Genomic DNA, 19393 nt, shown 5'->3' with positions numbered 1-19393 from the left:
TTTTTCGTTTCTACCTTATAATAGTTCAGTAATTTTTGTCGTCGAAAATTTAAAGAATTACTCATATTAGCCGATATCATTTACATAAACTATTCTAGGCAAAAGTTGGATTAAATTTTTTTTGTCATACCTTTTTAATATTTACACAATAGGCTATCTACACAAAAGCAATTTTTATTCAATGATTACATATAATATTCAATCACATAAAAACTTTTGAAAGGGGGACGCTACTATCTTTTTGGTAGCATACTTACTATGACTCTACAAAAACGATTATTAGCTATTTTATTAACAACATCCATCATTATTATTAGTCCCATTTATGCACAAACACCATCATTGCCTACAGTGGGCTCTTCATTAATAGAATCTGCTAATGATGGTCTAAAAATTACTTCGCCAAAAGCTCTCGATTCCAATTCCTCTCTGCAAATAGGGCTCAATCCATACTCTTTTCACGCACAATCAGGATACTATAGAGTAGATATAGACCAGTTTCCTTCTTTGGAAGATTTTGTCAAAACCAAAATAGACCCCACTATCTCCAACGATATATACATCATTTATGACTCCGATCCACATAACTCAAATTCTGGAGATCGAGAATTTATTACCCACCTAAACAACTCAGGCCCTGTCACATACACTCTCCAACCTCTCGAAGATGATTGGGGTAAACGCAATAATGGCAAATATTCTTTTACAATTACTAGAACTGAAAATGATCACACTCTCGTCTCCGAACCTCTCACATTAAACATATTATTTTCAAAATTTGAAGCGGTATTAGGCAACGAAATTTCTAGTAACAAAGAACTTCACGATGTCCCCGAAAATATAAATTTCAGTGAGCTTATTTATTCCGTTATCGCTAAACATAATGACGGTGTAGATAATAATAAGCAGATTCAAATATTATACGATGGCAACACAACTGATGGTATCACTCATACTATCCAAAATTTTGCTACATTAGGTGAATTCAACTATCGCTTTACCGTTGATTTACTATCTGACTATTGGGGGCATAACGGTGACTACTTATTTAACATTTCCAACAACGATCTAAAGATGGAGGTAACTTTGCCTCTAACTTTTGGCAGACCTATCATGTATGCAGATGAAATTGGCTCCGCCGTTGTTTACCCCACCGCAACAGACGATTTTAACAACTCAACCCATGTAAAACGTTTGTTTAGCTCTATACTGACCGACACATATGGAACAGAAAATAAAGTTGCACTAGAATATGGCGACAGTGAATCCACTAGCGCACTTGTCACTCCCGAAGATTTTCTATACGACGATACTTACACTGCCAAAATGAAACCTCTAAACAACAATGAGTATCAGTTCATAATCTCCAAAACAACGCCTATAGAAACTCTTACTATTGCCATACGCGTATATGCGGATTTTCGAAATCTTTCTTCAACTGTTACACAGCCAGATATCCCTTTAGAAGTCGAAAATAATCTGTCTGCTCAGGATGTTCTTCAAGCTTGCATGGACGCCAACATTATCTCTCTTTCATACAACAACATTCCTATTACTTCTTTAGAAAACTATACTGTATCTGCTATAACTTCTAGCAATACCGCTTCAACCGTATCTGGCGCTGCAGGCAAAGAGCTCTCCCTTGCTTTTGAGATTACTCACAACCGATCATTCGCTACCACGATCTCTCCTACGATCTCTGTCGCAATAGCACCAATCGATACATCCAAGTTGAGCCTCCAAATATCCAATGCGTTATTTCTATTAAATAGTAATACGATCAGCGCAGATGGTAGCGAACTCACTCCTTCACAAAGTTGGGTAACGCCAGACGAGTATGCTGCCCTCTCCGCTCAAATCGAAAAGGCTCAGTTAGTCGCACAAACTCTTACATCCACCGCAGAAGAAGTAAGCGCCCACGAAGCTGCCCTCCTACTCGCCGCAAATACTTTTACTTCTGCACAACAACCTGGCACATATACAGAATATATCGATACCTCTGAGTTATCTGCTGAAATTTCGCATGCTCTCACTGTCATAGATACCGTAACTGTATCCGACGATATCGCTAGCAATGTTGCACTCGGCACTGTCTTTGTATCATCCAGCGATATCCAGCAACTCAACGAACTCATTTTCGCCGCACAAGCACAAGTCGTCTCTCCTACTAATAACAACACCGTAATCCAAACCCTAAAAAATCTCCAGACCGCATTGATCGACTTCATTCTTAATATAGATGTCGGGACCCAGGAGCTCCAAACTAACGAGAGCCTTGCTCATACGCATCCAATCATAATTTCCGATCTCGATACCTCAGTTACAACTATCGATTCCGATGCTTCAGTCGCTGTTGCAGATCTCGATAACTCGGTTACAACTATCGATACCGATGCTCCAGTCGCTGCTGCCGATCTCGATCACTCAGCTACAACTATCGATTCCGATGCTACAGTCGCTGTTGCCGATCTCGATAACTCAGTTACAACTATCGCTACCGATGCTCCAGTCGCTGTTGCCGACCTCGATACCTCCGTTACAACTATCGCTACCGATGATTCAGTCGCTGTTGCCGATCTCGATAACTCCGTTGAAACTATCGATTCCGATGCTTCACTCGCTGTTGCCGATCTCGATCACTCAGTTACAACTATCGATTCCGATGCTTCAGTCGCTGTTGCCGATCTCGGATACCTTCAGTTACAAAAACTATCGCTGTCCGATTTGCTCCAGTCGCTTGTTGCCGATCTCGGATCATCAGTTTTACAACTATCGGATTCCGGTGCTCCAGTCGCTGTTGCAGATCTCGATAATTCGGTTACAACTATCGATTCCGATGCTTCAGTCGCTGTTGCCGATCTCGATAATTCGGTTACAACTATCGATTCCGATGCTCCAGTCGCTGTTGCCGATCTTGATCACTCAGTTACAACTATCGATTCCGATGCTCCAGTCGCTGTTGCCGATCGCGATCACGCGGTTACAACTATCGCTACCGATGCTCCAGTCGCTGTTGCCGATCTGGAATTCGGTTACAACTATTCTCAGCCGATGCTCCAGGTCGCTGGTTGCCGATCTCGATCACGCGGTTACAACTATCGATTCCGATGCTCCAGTCGCTGTTGCCGATCTTGATCACTCAGTTACAACTATCGATTCCGATGCTCCAGTCGCTGTTGCAGATCTCGATCACTCGGTTACAACTATCGATTCCGATGCACTAGTTATTATTACCAATCTCGATGCTACAATTGATACTGATTTTAATGCACATACTATGACCACTGAAGCCATTCTTGATTCAGCAGCAGCTAACGTAGATTCTGATACCGCAGCTGATGCAAATTCTAATACTGCGGCTGATGCAAATTCTGATAACGCGGCTGATACAGATTCTGAAATCGCAGCTGATGTAAATTCTGATAATACGGCTGATACAGATTCTGATACCGCGGCTGATGCAAATTCTAATACTGCGGCTGATACAGATTCTGATACCGCGGCTGATGCAAATTCTAATACTGCGGCTGATACAGATTCTAATACCGCGGCTGATGCAAATTCTAATACTGCGGCTGATACAGATTCTGATAATGCGGTTGATACAGATTCTGACATCGCAGCTGATGCAAATTCTAATACTGCGGCTGATACAGATTCTGATATCGCGGCTGATGAAAATTCTAATACTGCGGCTGATACAGATTCTGATATCGCGGCTGATACAGATTCTGATATCGCGGCTGATACAGATTCTAATACCGCGGCTGATGCAAATTCTGATACTGCGGCTGATACAGATTCTGATATCGTGGCTGATACAAATTCTAATACTGCGGCTGATACAGATTCTGATATCGCGGCTGATGCAAATTCTGATACTGCGGCTGATACAGATTCTGATATCGTGGCTGATGCAAATTCTGATATCGCGGCTGATACAGATTCTGATATCGCAGCTGATGCAAATTCTGATACTGCAGCTGATACAGATTCTGATATCGTGGCTGATGCAAATTCTGATGTTGCGGCTGATACAGATTCTGATAACGCAGCTGATGCAAATTCTGATAATGCGGCTGATACAGATTCTGATGTCGCGGCTGATGTAAATTCTGATACTGCGGCTGATACAGATTCTGATGTCGCAGCTGATGCAAATTCTAATACTGCGGCTGATACAGTTTCTGATACCGCGGCTGACGCAAATTCTAATACCGCGGCTGATACAGATTCTAATACCGCGGCTGATACAGATTCTAATACCGCGGCTGATACAGATTCTGACATCGCAGCTGATGTAAATTCTGATACTACAGCTTATGTAAATTCTAGTACCACAGTTGATGCAACTTCTGAAGTTGATGTGGATTCTAGTACTGCAGCTGGTGTAAAGTCTAATGTCGCGACTGATATAGAGTCTCTTGTCGATATTGTCCCTGCAGATCAACCAGCTTTTGATATGAGAATATTCGATCAATTAATAATCGAAGCATTAACCACAACTTCCCCAAACATCGAGTCTTCCATCGAAACTTTACAATCTGAAATTCACACTCTTATCAACGGAATCAAAACAGACACTTCTACAAATAACTGATTTTGATATCGCAGCTAACGTAGATTCTGATACTGCGGCTAACGTAGATTTTGATGTCGCACAGATTCTGATACCGCGGCTGACGTAGATTCTGATGTCGCAGCTGATGCAAATTCTGATACGCGGCTGATACAGATTCTGATACCGCGGCTGATGCAAATTCTGATACTGCGGCTGATACAGATTCTGATATCGCGGCTGATGCAAATTCTGATGATACGGCTGATACAGATTCTGATATCGCGGCTGATGCAAATTCTGATACTGCGGCTGATACAGATTCTGATACCGCGGCTGATACAGATTCTGATACGCGGCTGATACAGATTCTGATACTGCGGCTGATACAGATTCTGATACCGCGGCTGATGCAAATTCTAATACTGCGGCTGATACAGATTCTGATACCGCGGCTGATGCAAATTCTGATAATGCGGCTGATGCAGATTCTGATATGCGGCTGATGCAGATTCTGATAATGCGGCTGATACAGATTCTGATATCGCGGCTGATGCAGATTCTGATAATGCGGCTGATACAGATTCTGATACCGCGGCTGATGCAGATTCTGATATGCGGCTGATACAGATTCTGATACCGCGGCTGATGCAGATTCTGATACGCGGCTGATGTAAGATTCTGATACTGCTGATTCTGATGATGCTAATAAGATTCTGATGCAGCTGATGTAAATTCTGATACTGCGGCTGATACAGATTCTGATATCGCGGCTGATACAGATTCTGATACTGCGGCTGATACAGATTCTGATATGCGGCTGATACAGATTCTGATACCGCGGCTGATGTAAATTCTGATACTACAGCTTATGTAAATTCTAGTACCACAGTTGATGCAACTTCTGAAGTTGATGTGGATTCTAGTACTGCAGCTGGTGTAAAGTCTAATGTCGCGACTGATATAGAGTCTCTTGTCGATATTGTCCCTGCAGATCAACCAGCTTTTGATATGAGAATATTCGATCAATTAATAATCGAAGCATTAACCACAACTTCCCCAAACATCGAGTCTTCCATCGAAACTTTACAATCTGAAATTCACACTCTTATCAACGGAATCAAAACAGACACTTCTACAAATAACTGATTTTGATATCGCAGCTAACGTAGATTCTGATATTGCGGCTGATACAGATTCTGATACCGCGGCTGATACAGATTCTGATATCGCGGCTGATACAGATTCTGATATCGCAGCTGATGTAAATTCTAATACTGCGGCTGATACAGATTCTGATACTGCGGCTGATACAGATTCTGATACCAGCGGCTGATACAGATTCTGATATCGCTGCTGATGTAAATTCTGATACTACAGCTTATGTAAATTCTAGTACCACAGTTGATGCATCTTCTGAAGTTGATGTGGATTCTAGTACTGCAGCTGGTGTAAAGTCTAATGTCGCGACTGATATAGAGTCTCTTGTCGATATTGTCCCTGCAGATCAACCAGCTTTTGATATGAGAATATTCGATCAATTAATAATCGAAGCATTAACCACAACTTCCCCAAACATCGAGTCTTCCATCGAAACTTTACAATCTGAAATTCACACTCTTATCAACGGAATCAAAACAGACACTTCTACAAATAACTGATTTTGATATCGCAGCTAACGTAGATTCTGATACCGCAGCTGATACAGATTCTGATATGCGGCTGATGCAGATTCTGATACTGCGGCTGATGCAGATTCTGATAATGCGGCTGATGCAGATTCTGATATGCGGTTGATACAGATTCTGATATCGCGGCTGATGTAAATTCTGATACTACAGCTTATGTAAATTCTAGTACCACAATTGATGCAACTTCTGAAGTTGATGTGGATTCTAGTACTGCAACTGATGTAAAGTCTAATGTCGCGACTGATGTAGAGTCTCTTGTCGATATTGTCCCTGCAGATCAACCAGCTTTTGATATGAGAATATTCGATCAATTAATAATCGAAGCATTAACCACAACTTCCCCAAACATCGAGTCTTCCATCGAAACTTTACAATCTGAAATTCACACTCTTATCAACGGAATCAAAACAGACACTTCTACAAATAACTGATTTTGATATCGCAGCTAACGTAGATTCTGATATTGCGGCTGATACAGATTCTGATACCGCAGCTGATACAGATTCTGATATCGCGGCTGATACAGATTCTGATATCGCGGCTGATGCAAATTCTGATACTGCGGCTGATACAAATTCTAATACTGCGGCTGATACAGATTCTGACATCGCGGCTGATGCAGATTCTGATAATGCGGTTGATACAGATTCTGATACCGCGGCTGATGCAAATTCTAATACTGCGGCTGATACAGATTCTGATATCGCGGCTGATGCAAATTCTAATACTGCGGCTGATACAGATTCTGACATCGCAGCTGATGTAAATTCTGATGATACGGCTGATACAGATTCTGATATCGCGGCTGATGCAAATTCTAATACTGCGGCTGATACAGATTCTGATATCGCGGCTGATACAGATTCTGATACTGCGGCTGATACAGATTCTGATACTGCGGCTGATACAGATTCTGATACTGCGGCTGATGCAAATTCTAATACTGCGGCTGATACAGATTCTGATATCGCAGCTGATGCAAATTCTGATACTGCGGCTGATACAGATTCTGACATCGCAGCTGATGTAAATTCTGATACTGCGGCTGATACAGATTCTGATATCGCAGCTGATGTAAATTCTGATACTGCGGCTGATACAGATTCTGATATCGCAGCTGATGTAAATTCTGATACTACAGCTTATGTAAATTCTAGTACCACAATTGATGCAACTTCTGAAGTTGATGTGGATTCTAGTACTGCAGCTGATATGCTAAATTCTGATATCGCGGCTAACCTAGATTTTGATGTCGCGGCTGATGATTTTAATTATTTTTGGACAATAAAATTCCCCCTGGCCAAAGGGGGGATTGGAGTTAAAATTACCGTATCTCCTTAAAATCTCGAACTTTTAGTGTGGCTCCTGCTGATAAAACATAATCACTTCCTTCTAATGCACCTAAGTCTGGTGTGTCAGAAGATGTGATTCCAGCAATAGCAGTTCCCGCCGCTTTGGCAGCCGAATCTGTTACCAATCTAAAATCTCCGTTTTCAGGGTCTACATAATTAGCAGAACCGTTTTTAACATCAAATGCCATATTTGTTTGAGGATTAAAATAATAGTCGTTCGCCGCTGCATGTATAAAATATTCATCAATGTCATCTGTTCTGAGACTTTGATTTTCTTCTTCTGAAAGCTTGGCAGAACCTACCTCAGATCCATCAACTGCAAATATCTTGGCTGAATGAGTAAAATTAGAATCGACTTCTGCAAATATATTATTGACAAAACTTCCTTGTTTCATACTTCCATGATGAAAATTATATGGCAATCCTTGAGGCTTAAGTTCATCATAGTTCATTATTTCTATATTATAAATGTGAAAGGTACTCAAATAGTCCCATCCCGTATTGTTATAAAAGCGATTTTCTTCTGATAACACCTTATGTCTAGGTGCAAAATATACCATTGCGGCCGTTTTATACAGCTTATCATTTGCAAAATTTTGGACGTAGTCTTGATCGATTAGATCATAGAACAAGTTGTGATGAACAGTATAATTGGTTAATTCTTCCAAATACATTCCCACAATAAATGGCGCATTATAATTTCCGTTCATAGAGCTTATAGGCAAAGCTTCAAAATCTCGAATGATATTATACGCAATCTCCGAGCCCTTGATATCATACGCATAGTCCGTCGTATTTGCAAAAGCAATTGCTCCAGAATCTTCTCCCATTTTCATCGGCCGCTCAAACAACGAGTGTATTATATCTATTTTTACAGGATTGTTGACGCGAGTTTGAAATCTTCCGTTATCTCTAAATGTGGTATCCTCTATTCGATTGTTCTCGGCTTCTGTATAAAATCCTGCAGTAAATGTTCCGCACCAGCCAATATCTTCTATAATACAATTTGATAATGTGATTCCATCACCAGCTGCAATATATACTCCGTTGCCCCACGTGTGCGCAATATATGTATCCTGTATAGTTGTGTTGAACGCATTATCGATATATAACCCACTATCTGCAAAAGCGCCAATGCTATAAGTCGTGGTCATTTCAAACGGTTGCATATACCTAAAGGTACATCCATCGATAATAGTGTTGCTAACATTTTTGATCGGCACATTACCTGCAACGAAATTAATATTTTCTATTGTTACATTATTCGCATCGCTGATGGTTAACACATCTTTACGCACTTGCATTTCCACATCCAAATTTTTTATATCTCCTTCTGGCATATAATAGATCTTTCTATCTTCTACAAACCATTCACCAGGGATGTCAATTAGATTTTTATGCAAAATAAACCCAAATCCAAAGTCATGATAATTCGCTTTAATTTCTGCAGGCTTGCTCCAATTATTATTTTTGCTATACGCATCAAAAAAGACCCTGTTTTCAGCAGTTTCCGTAACTGTTCCATAAACATATTCTCGATTTTTGCCAATCACACCTCGAAAAACTCCATCAGTTAAATCTACATCAGGGATTTCGTCATCTCGAAAAGTCACTGCGCCGATGGTCGTATTCTTTGGCTTATGTATATCAACTACCCATCCATACCCGCTTCCTTTCTCTAGCGGCGCCATCATATCATCAATCGTATAGTTTGGAAACCGCGCAATGTTCTGATACGCACCGTTTGCAAATACCTGGCTAAACGGCAAAATATATTCTTGATACGCTTCTGGCACATCGGCAACGTATACTCCTGGCATAGACGCATCCGCAACAAATCCCGAAACCACTTCTGCTCCTGTCACCAAAACATACTCACCCTCGGCAGCTTCAAGAGTAATTCCATCCTTCTTAATATTTACCATCTCTCGATAAATTCCTTCATGAACAACAATTGTATCGCCCTCTATTGCCTCTGCTAACGCCTCATTGATGCTTGTATACTCAGCAGTCGTTTCAGTTTCAACAGCAGACCACGGAATTTCTTCCGAATAGACATGAATTTCCATTGGAATTTTACGCACTGCAGCCCCAGCCACTGCAAATACCTGCTCAGTTCCCGCATACCCCGACAGTAACGCCAAAATCATTAGCATGCTCTTTTTCATAATCTTCATTCCTTTCCTAATCTAAGCTTGCTCCACTAAAATATTAACTGTTTCTTTTATTTTCTTATGGTGTAAAACCGAAGTCCACGTTTCCACCAGCCTCTATCGCAAATACAACATCGAGCTTTTCTTTATTGTACGCCTTTAATTGATTTTAAATTTTCGATATATATTATATTGTAACATCAAATTTTTAAAATTATAGAATAATCTTAACCCTTTTTTTGTATATTTTTCTTTCTTGTGATATAATAACAACAAATATGTATTCATTTAAGGAGTGAGCACATGGAAGAATATCGAATCATACATTCAAAACAATATTGGTATCCCACTCAATTTATTCGCGATAACCTAATTACTGCAAATATTTTAACTCATCAGACATCTAATTCTATTCACAATAGCAATAAAACTCGTGCATCATACTTGTTATTATGCGTCGTTTCAGGCAAGCTTTATCTTGAACAATACGCACAAACTTTTACAATCACAGCAGGACAAGGTGTTTTTATCAATTTAAACGATGCTTATACATACTATTCCGACACCGCAGAAGGAGCTGAGTTCTATACTTTGTCCATTAATGGCAAGCCACTTGAGGGCATTGTCCAAACATTATCTAGCAATGAATTTTTTCCTCTTGCATTTAACTTTCGAATTATGAAAGCGGCCATTTTAAAGTGCTTCGATATACTCTCAGCAAGAGAAACGCAATTTGAATATACTCTTTCAATGCATCTATATCAATTGATACTTGAAATTTCTTCCCCATACCTTGCATCTATCCAAAAGTCATCTGGCAGATCAAATTCCTGGTTCATTCGCAAGATCGAGATGTTTATATTTAGACATATAGAAGACAAGATCACTATTCAAATGATGGCCGATGCACTACAATTAAAGCCATTCCATGTTAGCCGACTGTTTGTGGAGCACTTTCATATAACTCCAACCCAATATGTTATAAGCAGTAAAATCTCACATAGTAAAAAACTATTAACTGAGACATCACTTTCTGTTGGTCAAATCGCACATTCCTTAGGCTTTTCTGACCAAAGCCATTTTTGTAAAACCTTCAAAAGGTGTTGCGGCATAACTCCTCTAAAATACAGACAACATCGAGAATTGACATAAAAAAAGGGCTGCCATAAAGCAGTCCTCACAATTTAATTTTTTTATCATCTAGAAATTTCTCTTCTGCTTGGTTATCTAGCAGCATTTTTCCATCTAAAGGTGCCAACAATTGCTGCATCTTTGCGCTATTGATTGGTTCTTCTAAAGCAGCTGCCATCAACCTATTTGCCAATTTTTGCTTTAATTCTTTAATAATTTCTTTTTCGTTTGCCAACTTTTCCATCTTTTTCGAATGGGCATTTTTCTTAATATAATCCAACTTCTTATATAATTTCCTACGTTCCTCCTCCAAAGCATCGTAATTCATCTTGTTCTCCTATCTACACATAAAAGTGTTTTTTTCGTTCGATATATCCTCTATATTATTTTTTCTATAATAGTATTAAGAACCTTATAATTATCTACTAAGCTATCGATTACTTTTCGTGAATTTTCTGAAATCTCCATATTGATGTTTAATACATTTTCGGTGATATCTTTTATTTTACTGAGTTCTTTGTCGAGCACTTCCGGAATATTTTTAATTTCTTTCATCATCTTCACAAGCTCATCGTTATGGTTTTCTTTTATTTGTTTAAGTAATTTTACATTATTGTTATTTTCTTCCAACACTTCGACAAGCTCAAATACAGTATCAATTTTAGTCAACAACGTTTTGTTTAAATCTTGATTTGCATTTAAAGATTCGAGTATCGCCGATAGTTCTGGACTTTCTTCTTCTGCGACCTCTCTTACTATATCAACAACTTTTTTGATAGACGCTGTAATAGCTGCCATGTCTGCGGTCGTAACAGCATTTTTTTCGATAGATGCAACACCATTTGTTAAAGCCGAAAGTTTATCTTCAATTTTTGCCACATTATTTTGAGCTGCAACTACCAGATTTTTGTTTAGCAACTCTCTTTCTTGACAAATTGTCCCCATTAGCGTGTCATTAACTATACTCATATGAGTCTTCATTTCTTCTGTTGTAGCCTCAATAATAGTTGTTAAACTCTTCGTAAACACTTCTTTTTCTTGGCAAATTGTTTTCATTAATGTGTCATTAACGATACTCATGTGAGTCTTCATTTCTTTTGCTGTTGCTTCAATAACAATTTTTAAACTTTTGTTGAGCACTTCTCTTTCATGGTAAATTTTGGTCATTAGTGTGTCGTTAACTATACTCATATGAGTCTTCATTTCTTCTGCTGTTGTCTCAGCTATTTCAGTTTGGTTTGTCAGATTTGCATTCAACGTATCGAGCGACTCTTTGATTGCAGTTATCTGTTTTGTAAAGTCCTCAGTTAATACCGTGTACTCTTTGGATAACTTGATTGTAACAAAGCCAAACCATATTCCGATGATAATTAAACATATTCCTAATATTTCTATCATCTACTAATCCCTCCTTATATTTATTCCACACTTTAAGTTATATTAAATTTATAACCAAAATATGCCCATACTTCATCTCTTAGTATGCCCCCAAAATATAAAAAATAGCATTCAAACATAATTATTTCATTGACAATATATGCTTCCATGACATATAGTTCATATCATCCCAATAAAAAAGGAGTTTTTTACAATGAAGGAATACAAACTTATTAGAATTAAAGTTAGCAAAGAATTTGTAGCAGAAGAAACCCTCATGAACAAAATGGCCACTGAGGGCTGGGAAGTTATAAGCGTTTCCCCCGATGCTCATACCAAAGTTGGACTACATCTTCTTATCACCTTTGCACGCGAAAAATAATTTTATGCCATCCCCCAGGCTGCTAGCGACTGCAATGTTGGTATCAGAGTTTTTGCTTTTTCTGTAATAAAATATTCTACCCTGATGGGCATTTCGTTATATTGTACTCTTGTTATTAACCCGTCCCTTTCTAGTTCTTTTAACGATGATGCTAACATAGTATTTGTGATTCCCCTCACTTTTTTCATCAGTTCATTATATCGAATGCCTTCGCCAGCAGATAACACACAAATAATAGGAATCTTCCACTTACCTCCTATGCATTTGAGAGCTGATTGCAGTGGACATTCTTGCAAACATGGACAGTGAGTTGCTTCACACTTGCTCATAATTTTCTTACCTCCTCATATTTTTTTGCGTTCTTGACTATAATTTTTTTGCATGCTATCATTATAGTAGCTCATAAAAATAAAGTCAATAATAAATACTGAGTAAGGAGAATTAATATGAAAAACTTAGAAAACGTAAGTAAACTGTTCCAAGACCCTGCAAGTACCAAAGTGATTAGTACCGTATCCAAAGAAAACGAGGTTCACTCAATCGTTGCGGGCAGTATTATGGTAATAGACAACGATACACTTGCTATTGCAGAAGTCTTTATGAACACCACCAGCGCAAACTTAGCCGCAAACAATCAAGCTGCCTTTTTGGCTGTAAAAGGAATGGAATCATATCTAATCAACGCAACCGTTCAAAAGCGTCATACTGATGGACCATTATTCGATACGATTGCAGAAAAATTCGCTGCCATGAATATGTCAATCAAAGCTATCTGGACATTTACTGTAGATAAGATATACAACGAAAGTGCCGGTCCAGATGGAGGCAAACAACTTTTCTAAATATAAAATACAAACGGACTCATATGCAGTTCGTTTTTTTTTCCTTCATAAAAAAATCATGATATAATTTAGCAAAAAATTAGGGAGTTGAAAATAAATGATTTATGATCCAGAGCAGCTTGAAATTTCTTTAGAAGATATGTCGAAATTAGAAACCGAGTCATATATTCTGCTCGATGTTAGAAGTAACGTAGCCTTTAGCATGGGCAACATCCCTGGTTCGATTAATATTTCACGCGATAAAGTTGAGATGCATCTTGACGAACTACCCATCGACAAAATCATCATTGTTTTATGCACCATCGGCATCTTTAGCAAAGCCGTAACAAAAAAACTTCGCAAGCATAATTTCCAAGCATACAATCTAATTGGTGGTTACAGCAATTGGCTGATAAATCATTTTAAATAGCAAATAATTATTTTTGTACAACACTCTAAATTATATTGACAAAATTAGGTATTTATGCTATATTCTTTGATAATCGAATAGTATCTTCGAGGCAGGGCGCAATTCCCTACCGGTGGTATAGTCCACAAACCAAGCGAAAGCAAGGCCGATTTGGTGTAACTCCAAAACCGACAGTATAGTCTGGATGAGAGAAGATAAAAATTTGCATTTACACTATCAATATATTTTGTTCATGCACCTTTTTGTTGCCTTTGAATCTATTCGAGGGCAATTTTTTTATTTTTGGAGGTAACCATGAACGACGAAAAATATATGCAAATCGCTTTAGACTTAGCCAAGCAGGGTATCGGCAGCGTCAATCCAAACCCCTTGGTCGGCGCAGTAATCGTACAAGACGGCAACATTATCGGTAGCGGCTACCACGAGAAATACGGCCAACCTCATGCCGAAAGAAATGCGCTTCACAATTGCACGGCTTCTCCAATAGGCAGTACTATGTACGTTACCTTAGAGCCTTGCTGCCACCATGGCAAAACTCCGCCTTGCACCGATGCGATTATTGAGAGCGGCATCAAAAGAGTAGTTGTTGCCACTCTTGATCCAAACGCAAAAGTGTCTGGCAATGGCATAAAGCTCTTGCAGGATGCTGGCATCGATGTGACAATCGGCATACTCGAACAAGATTGCATCGCCATAAATAAAATTTTTTTTCATTATATCCGGACAAACACGCCGTATGTACTAATGAAATATGCAATGACTCTAGATGGCAAGATTTCAACTTCTGCTGGGCTTAGCAAATGGATTACCAACGACAAATCAAGACACAATGTTCATCAAACTCGCAACCATTATTTGGCTATTATGGTAGGCGTCGGTACAGTAATAGCCGACAATCCCGACCTCACCTGCAGACTCGATGGCGGCCGCAATCCCATTCGCGTCATCTGCGATAGTAACTTGCGCACTCCTGTTGATAGCAAAATTATGGCATCTGCAAGTAATATACAAACCATTATTGCGACAACAAATATTGAGACATCCACACACAAACCCTATTTAGATCGCGGTGTCGAAATTATTGTAACTCCCCGCCAAGACGACAAAGTAGATCTTCGTGCGCTAATGAAAATATTAGGCAACAAAGGCATCGATAGCATTTTACTTGAGGGTGGTGGCAAACTTAATTTTGCGGCATTAGACAGCGAAATCGTAAACAAAATTCATTGTTATATTGCGCCAAAAATTTTTGGTGGCGAAACTGCAACATCCCCCGTTATGGGCCGCGGATTTGCTGATGTCGATAATAAGATTAAACTGCGTACCACAATGATCTCACATTTTAACGAAGACATTTGTATCGAAAGCGAGGTTTGCTATGTTCACAGGAATAATTGAAGAAATTGGAACTATAAAATCGATCAAAAAGGGAGCAACATCTGCTAATCTCGCCATTGCCGCAAACCAGATCTTTTCTGATTTAAAACTTGGCGACAGCGTTGCAACAAATGGAGTCTGTCTAACTGTTACCAAAATAAGCGGAAATATTTTTTATGCCGATATTATGAACGAAACACTGTCGAAATCAAATTTAGGAAACTTTCATACAGGCAGTTTGGTAAATTTAGAGCGTGCCATGCCTGCAGATGGGAGATTTGGAGGACATATCGTATCGGGCCATATTGATGGCGTGGGCAAAATATGCTCTATCACAAAAGATGACATAGCCATCTGGTACAAAATTTCAGCTGACAAAGCCATTATGCGGTACGTTGTCGCAAAGGGCTCCATTGCCATAGACGGAATTAGCTTAACAGTAGCTGCAGTTGAGCGAAATGACTTTGCGGTTTCTATCATTCCTCATACGTTATCTCAAACTACCCTAAAAAATAAGCGCATTGGCGACACTGTTAATTTGGAAAATGACATTATAGGCAAATACATCGAAAAATTTTTATCAACACCCCGCGGAATAACCAAAGATTTTTTACTTCAAAATGAATTTTAGGAGGCAGATTATGTATAACACAATTCCCGAAGCATTAGAGGACTTGCGGCAAGGAAAAATTATTTTAGTTACAGATGACCAAGATAGAGAAAACGAAGGCGACTTTATCTGCGCTAGCGAATTTGCCACCACTGCCAACATCAACTTTATGGCCACACATGGAAAAGGTTTGATCTGCATGCCAATGAGCATTGAGCTTGCCGATAAGCTTAATTTTCCTCAAATGGTTAGTCACAATACAGATAATCACGAAACTGCCTTTACAGTATCAATCGACCATGTCGATACAACAACAGGTATTTCAGCAGCAGAGCGAAGCATTACGGCCCTAAAAGTTGTGGATGACGCTGCAAAGGCAGATGATTTTCGACGACCTGGGCATATGTTTCCGTTAATTTCCAAACAGAACGGTGTGCTTGCTAGAAATGGACACACCGAAGCCACAGTTGATTTAATGAAGCTTGCAGGACTAAAAGAAAGCGGTCTCTGTTGTGAAATTATGGCCGATGATGGCACAATGATGAAAACTCCTGGGCTTATAGCGCTTTCTCAAAAATATGATTTAAAGTTTATCACCATCCAAGCATTACAAGAGTATCGAAAAAGATTTGATAAATTAGTTCAATTGGTTGCCAAGCCAAACCTTCCGACGAAATTTGGAGATTTTGTAGCATATGGCTATAAGAACACATTAAACGGTGAGCATCACGTGGCACTGGTTAAAGGCGATATTGCCACCGGAGAAGATGTACTGATTCGCGTTCATTCGGAGTGTTTAACAGGCGATGTATTTCATTCTTCAAAATGTGATTGTGGCGATCAGCTTGCCGCTGCAATGGCAAAAATTGAAACAGCAGGACGTGGCATTTTGCTGTATATGCGCCAAGAAGGTCGTGGCATTGGATTGCTCAACAAGCTGCGGGCCTATGAATTGCAAGAGCAAGGAATGGATACAGTTGAGGCTAACCTTGCATTAGGATTTGGAGAAGACGAGCGAGAATACTTTATAGGTTGCCAAATATTAAAAGATCTGGGCGTTAAGTCAATTCATCTAATGACCAATAACCCCGATAAAGTTTATCAGCTAGAGGATTTTGGGTTGCAAATCACCAAGAGGGTGCCCATACAAATTGAGTGTAGCAACCACAATGCGGCATATCAAAAAACAAAGCAAGAAAAAATGGGCCATTACTTAAATATCCAATAAGGAGAATCGAAACTATGAAAATTTATAAAGGCAATTTAGTTGCACAAGATATCAAGGTAGGCATTGTAGTAGCCAGATTTAACGAATTTATTACATCAAAACTATTAGGCGGTGCAGTAGACGCACTCAAGCGACACAATTTAGGAGACAAAGATATAGAAGTAGCATGGGTTCCTGGGGCATATGAAATTCCATTAATTGCCAAAAAGATGGCAAATAGCAAAAAGTATGATGCCGTTATTTGCTTAGGCGCGGTAATTCGCGGGAGCACCACCCACTATGACTATGTATGCAATGAGGTGGCAAAAGGAATAGCAACCGTTTCTATGCAAAGTGAAATCCCTGTGATGTTTGGAGTCTTAACTACCGAGAATATCGAGCAAGCAATCGAACGCGCAGGTACAAAAGCCGGCAACAAAGGCTATGACGTAGCTTGCGGTGCTATTGAAATGATAAATTTAATCCAAGCACTCAATAACTAAAAGGGAGAGTATCATATGTTACAAAACGATTTAAAAATAGCAAGAGCACTCAAAGAAGATGCTGGTGACCTTCTCGAATATCTAAACCTAATTGGAGGAGAAAGCGACAATCTTTTGTTTGGCGCAAACGAATTTCATATGTCCATCGCAGAAGAAGAAGCGTTTATCGAAGAGGTATCCAACTCCGCCGCATCAGCACTGTTTGTAGCAAAAATTGGTTCTGAGATAGTTTCTGTCGCCAATATCGCAGCTACCCCACGAAAGAGGTTAGCACATCAAGCGACTATCGGCATCTCTGTGAAGCAAGCATATTGGAATTTGGGAATCGCAACAGCAATGATGCAAGAAATAATCAACTTTGCAAAAGCAACTAAGGTAATCGAAATTATATCCCTTGAGGTCAATGCTACAAACACAACTGCGATGCACTTATACAAGAAATTTGGTTTTGTTGCAATAGGGAGATATGACAATTTTTTTAAATTCAGCGACGACTACTATGCCGACGCAATTCTAATGAACTTATATTTGTGATCTGTAGCATAAACGAAGGAGATACTAATGAAATTAATACTAGCAAATAATATAGATATAGCAATGAAAATAATTGACGATGCAAAATTACATTTGCGAGAACAAGGAATTGACCAGTGGCAAAACGGTTATCCCGATTACGACTGCATAGCCAAGGATATTTTAGCTAAAAGGGGGTATTTTCTATCTTGCAACGACGATATACTCGGCTATCTATGTATCGATTTTGACGGCGAACCAGCTTATGAAACTTTGCGAGGCACTTGGCATAGCAATGAAAAATACGTCGTGATGCATCGTTTGGCACTTGCAGCTAATGCTCGTGGTACAGGTATTACATCCGAGGTGTTTAATCTTGTTTGTGAGCTATCTATAGCAAAGAACATTCACAATTTTAGAGTTGATACCGATGCTGACAATACGAAGATGCAACACATTTTACAGAAGAATGGTTTTCAATATTGCGGCACGATTTGGTTTGACAACAGCGAAAAAATTGCTTTTGATAAAGTTATATAATAAAGAGTGCCCGCAACTCAGCTGGGCACTTTTTTTTGATATTATATAAAGAACAAGATTTCATTTACATCTTTTCGTACACCAGATTTTTTGGCATCATCCTCTGGATACCCCAATGCTATTAGTGCCGAAACCTGCTCATCATCCGGAATATCGCATATCTGCGCAACGACTTCCTCTTTGAATACTCCCAAAATAACGGTGCCTATCCCCTTATCAACTGCTGCAAGACAAAATGTTTGGGCAGCGATCCCAGAGTCAAATACTTCCCAACTTTCATTTTTGCTAGTTACATATTCTCCATTTGCACCGGTGCCGCTCAATCCCTTTTTGATTGTCAAAACCAATAGCGCAGGGCAACCAGATATAATTTTTTCGTTATGTCCTAATCCTAACGTAGCCTCAGTTGCTATTTTGGCTTTTTTATCTTTATCATCTACAATATAAAATCTTGCTGATTGAGAATTTTTCCATGAGGGATAAAAACGTGCCACATCTACTATTTCGCGAATGAGATCTCGTGAGACTTCGTTGTTTGCAAAACGCCTAACGCTTCTTCTTTCAGTAATTGCTGCTATAGCTTCCATAGTTGTTCCTTTCTACTATTCAAACATTGTATTTTGATTTACGTATTTCATTTTATCAAATATATTTTCACTATTTCAAGGTCTATGCTGCATATTTCTTAGAACTAATTTCATATACTCGTTTGACATTTATATTGATTTAAAATATAGTGAAAAATTCG

21 protein-coding genes and 1 riboswitch are annotated in these 19393 nt (G+C 39.2%); of the genes, 15 read left to right on the top strand and 6 right to left on the bottom strand.

Annotated elements, in window-relative coordinates; all coding sequences use genetic code 11:
* Positions 1-258 precede the first annotated feature (258 nt).
* The 4 genes from PCY70_RS06235 to PCY70_RS06220 all read left to right on the top strand — a co-directional run bounded on the left by PCY70_RS06235 (position 259) and on the right by PCY70_RS06220 (position 6680).
* On the top strand, positions 259-3135 hold the full coding sequence (locus PCY70_RS06235) for a hypothetical protein (protein ID WP_305768830.1): 2877 nt from the start codon (positions 259-261) through the stop codon (positions 3133-3135).
* Positions 3136-5473: 2338 nt separating this feature from the next.
* Positions 5474-5707, top strand: a complete 234-nt coding sequence (locus tag PCY70_RS06230; RefSeq protein ID WP_305768829.1) for a hypothetical protein — start codon at positions 5474-5476, stop codon at positions 5705-5707.
* 278 nt (positions 5708-5985) lie between these two features.
* Positions 5986-6219 (top strand): hypothetical protein, encoded by a 234-nt coding sequence (locus PCY70_RS06225; RefSeq protein WP_305768829.1) that lies wholly within the window; start codon positions 5986-5988, stop codon positions 6217-6219.
* A 227-nt stretch (positions 6220-6446) separates the two neighbouring features.
* Entirely contained in the window at positions 6447-6680 is a 234-nt protein-coding gene (locus PCY70_RS06220; RefSeq protein WP_305768828.1) for a hypothetical protein, read from the top strand.
* Here PCY70_RS06220 and PCY70_RS06215 read toward each other — a convergent pair.
* Positions 6618-7265, bottom strand: coding sequence for a hypothetical protein (locus tag PCY70_RS06215; RefSeq protein WP_305768827.1), 648 nt, complete (start codon positions 7263-7265; stop codon positions 6618-6620). The genes PCY70_RS06220 and PCY70_RS06215 overlap by 63 nt on opposite strands.
* Before the next feature lie 172 nt (positions 7266-7437).
* On the opposite strand from PCY70_RS06215, the gene PCY70_RS06210 reads away from it, so the two are divergent.
* Positions 7438-7590: a hypothetical protein gene (locus PCY70_RS06210; RefSeq protein ID WP_305768826.1), complete on the top strand. Its 153-nt coding sequence runs from the start codon at positions 7438-7440 to the stop codon at positions 7588-7590.
* On the opposite strand, the gene PCY70_RS06205 is transcribed toward PCY70_RS06210, so the two are convergent.
* The gene (locus PCY70_RS06205) at positions 7574-9769 is read right to left on the bottom strand and encodes a right-handed parallel beta-helix repeat-containing protein (protein WP_305768825.1); all 2196 of its coding nucleotides are present in this window, start codon (positions 9767-9769) and stop codon (positions 7574-7576) included. The genes PCY70_RS06210 and PCY70_RS06205 overlap by 17 nt on opposite strands.
* Before the next feature lie 288 nt (positions 9770-10057).
* Here PCY70_RS06205 and PCY70_RS06200 point away from each other — a divergent pair, with 288 nt between their 5' ends.
* Complete coding sequence (locus PCY70_RS06200; RefSeq protein WP_010169319.1) at positions 10058-10906, top strand: AraC family transcriptional regulator; 849 nt, start codon at positions 10058-10060, stop codon at positions 10904-10906.
* Positions 10907-10931: 25 nt separating this feature from the next.
* On the opposite strand, the gene PCY70_RS06195 is transcribed toward PCY70_RS06200, so the two are convergent.
* Positions 10932-11213 carry a hypothetical protein gene (locus tag PCY70_RS06195; protein WP_305768824.1) on the bottom strand — a complete coding sequence of 94 codons (282 nt, stop codon included), beginning with the start codon at positions 11211-11213 and terminating at the stop codon, positions 10932-10934.
* A gap of 50 nt (positions 11214-11263) precedes the next feature.
* Complete coding sequence (locus PCY70_RS06190; RefSeq protein ID WP_305768823.1) at positions 11264-12283, bottom strand: hypothetical protein; 1020 nt, start codon at positions 12281-12283, stop codon at positions 11264-11266.
* Positions 12284-12476: 193 nt separating this feature from the next.
* On the opposite strand from PCY70_RS06190, the gene PCY70_RS06185 reads away from it, so the two are divergent.
* Positions 12477-12644, top strand: a complete 168-nt coding sequence (locus PCY70_RS06185; protein ID WP_010169327.1) for a DUF4177 domain-containing protein — start codon at positions 12477-12479, stop codon at positions 12642-12644.
* A gap of 2 nt (positions 12645-12646) precedes the next feature.
* On the opposite strand, the gene PCY70_RS06180 is transcribed toward PCY70_RS06185, so the two are convergent.
* Positions 12647-12973 carry a winged helix-turn-helix transcriptional regulator gene (locus PCY70_RS06180; protein ID WP_305768822.1) on the bottom strand — a complete coding sequence of 109 codons (327 nt, stop codon included), beginning with the start codon at positions 12971-12973 and terminating at the stop codon, positions 12647-12649.
* Between the two features lie 117 nt (positions 12974-13090).
* Between PCY70_RS06180 and PCY70_RS06175 the strand changes: the two genes are divergently transcribed.
* The 8 genes from PCY70_RS06175 to PCY70_RS06140 all read left to right on the top strand — a co-directional run bounded on the left by PCY70_RS06175 (position 13091) and on the right by PCY70_RS06140 (position 18645).
* A complete protein-coding gene (locus tag PCY70_RS06175; protein WP_029488394.1) occupies positions 13091-13486 on the top strand; it encodes a pyridoxamine 5'-phosphate oxidase family protein in 396 nt (131 codons plus the stop codon).
* A gap of 97 nt (positions 13487-13583) precedes the next feature.
* Positions 13584-13895, top strand: coding sequence for a rhodanese-like domain-containing protein (locus tag PCY70_RS06170; RefSeq protein ID WP_305768821.1), 312 nt, complete (start codon positions 13584-13586; stop codon positions 13893-13895).
* Positions 13896-13973: 78 nt separating this feature from the next.
* Positions 13974-14095, top strand: a riboswitch (FMN riboswitch).
* A 94-nt stretch (positions 14096-14189) separates the two neighbouring features.
* Positions 14190-15293: a bifunctional diaminohydroxyphosphoribosylaminopyrimidine deaminase/5-amino-6-(5-phosphoribosylamino)uracil reductase RibD gene (gene ribD / locus PCY70_RS06165; protein WP_305768820.1), complete on the top strand. Its 1104-nt coding sequence runs from the start codon at positions 14190-14192 to the stop codon at positions 15291-15293.
* Entirely contained in the window at positions 15274-15903 is a 630-nt protein-coding gene (locus PCY70_RS06160; RefSeq protein ID WP_305768819.1) for a riboflavin synthase, read from the top strand. Before ribD ends, PCY70_RS06160 begins: the two co-directional genes overlap by 20 nt.
* Positions 15904-15913: 10 nt before the next feature.
* Positions 15914-17110 carry a bifunctional 3,4-dihydroxy-2-butanone-4-phosphate synthase/GTP cyclohydrolase II gene (locus tag PCY70_RS06155; RefSeq protein WP_305768818.1) on the top strand — a complete coding sequence of 399 codons (1197 nt, stop codon included), beginning with the start codon at positions 15914-15916 and terminating at the stop codon, positions 17108-17110.
* Positions 17111-17124: 14 nt separating this feature from the next.
* Positions 17125-17592, top strand: coding sequence for a 6,7-dimethyl-8-ribityllumazine synthase (ribH, locus tag PCY70_RS06150; protein WP_305768817.1), 468 nt, complete (start codon positions 17125-17127; stop codon positions 17590-17592).
* A 15-nt stretch (positions 17593-17607) separates the two neighbouring features.
* Positions 17608-18126 (top strand): GNAT family N-acetyltransferase, encoded by a 519-nt coding sequence (locus PCY70_RS06145; RefSeq protein WP_305768816.1) that lies wholly within the window; start codon positions 17608-17610, stop codon positions 18124-18126.
* Between the two features lie 27 nt (positions 18127-18153).
* Positions 18154-18645, top strand: coding sequence for a GNAT family N-acetyltransferase (locus tag PCY70_RS06140; RefSeq protein ID WP_305768815.1), 492 nt, complete (start codon positions 18154-18156; stop codon positions 18643-18645).
* 41 nt (positions 18646-18686) lie between these two features.
* On the opposite strand, the gene PCY70_RS06135 is transcribed toward PCY70_RS06140, so the two are convergent.
* A complete protein-coding gene (locus tag PCY70_RS06135; protein ID WP_305768814.1) occupies positions 18687-19232 on the bottom strand; it encodes a nitroreductase family protein in 546 nt (181 codons plus the stop codon).
* Positions 19233-19393 lie beyond the last annotated feature (161 nt).

The organism is Candidatus Epulonipiscium viviparus, from assembly GCF_030708075.1.
In the GTDB taxonomy this organism is placed as follows: Bacteria; Bacillota; Clostridia; order Lachnospirales; family Cellulosilyticaceae; genus Epulonipiscioides; species Epulonipiscioides viviparus.
This window is presented reverse-complemented; position numbering and strand designations above follow the sequence as displayed.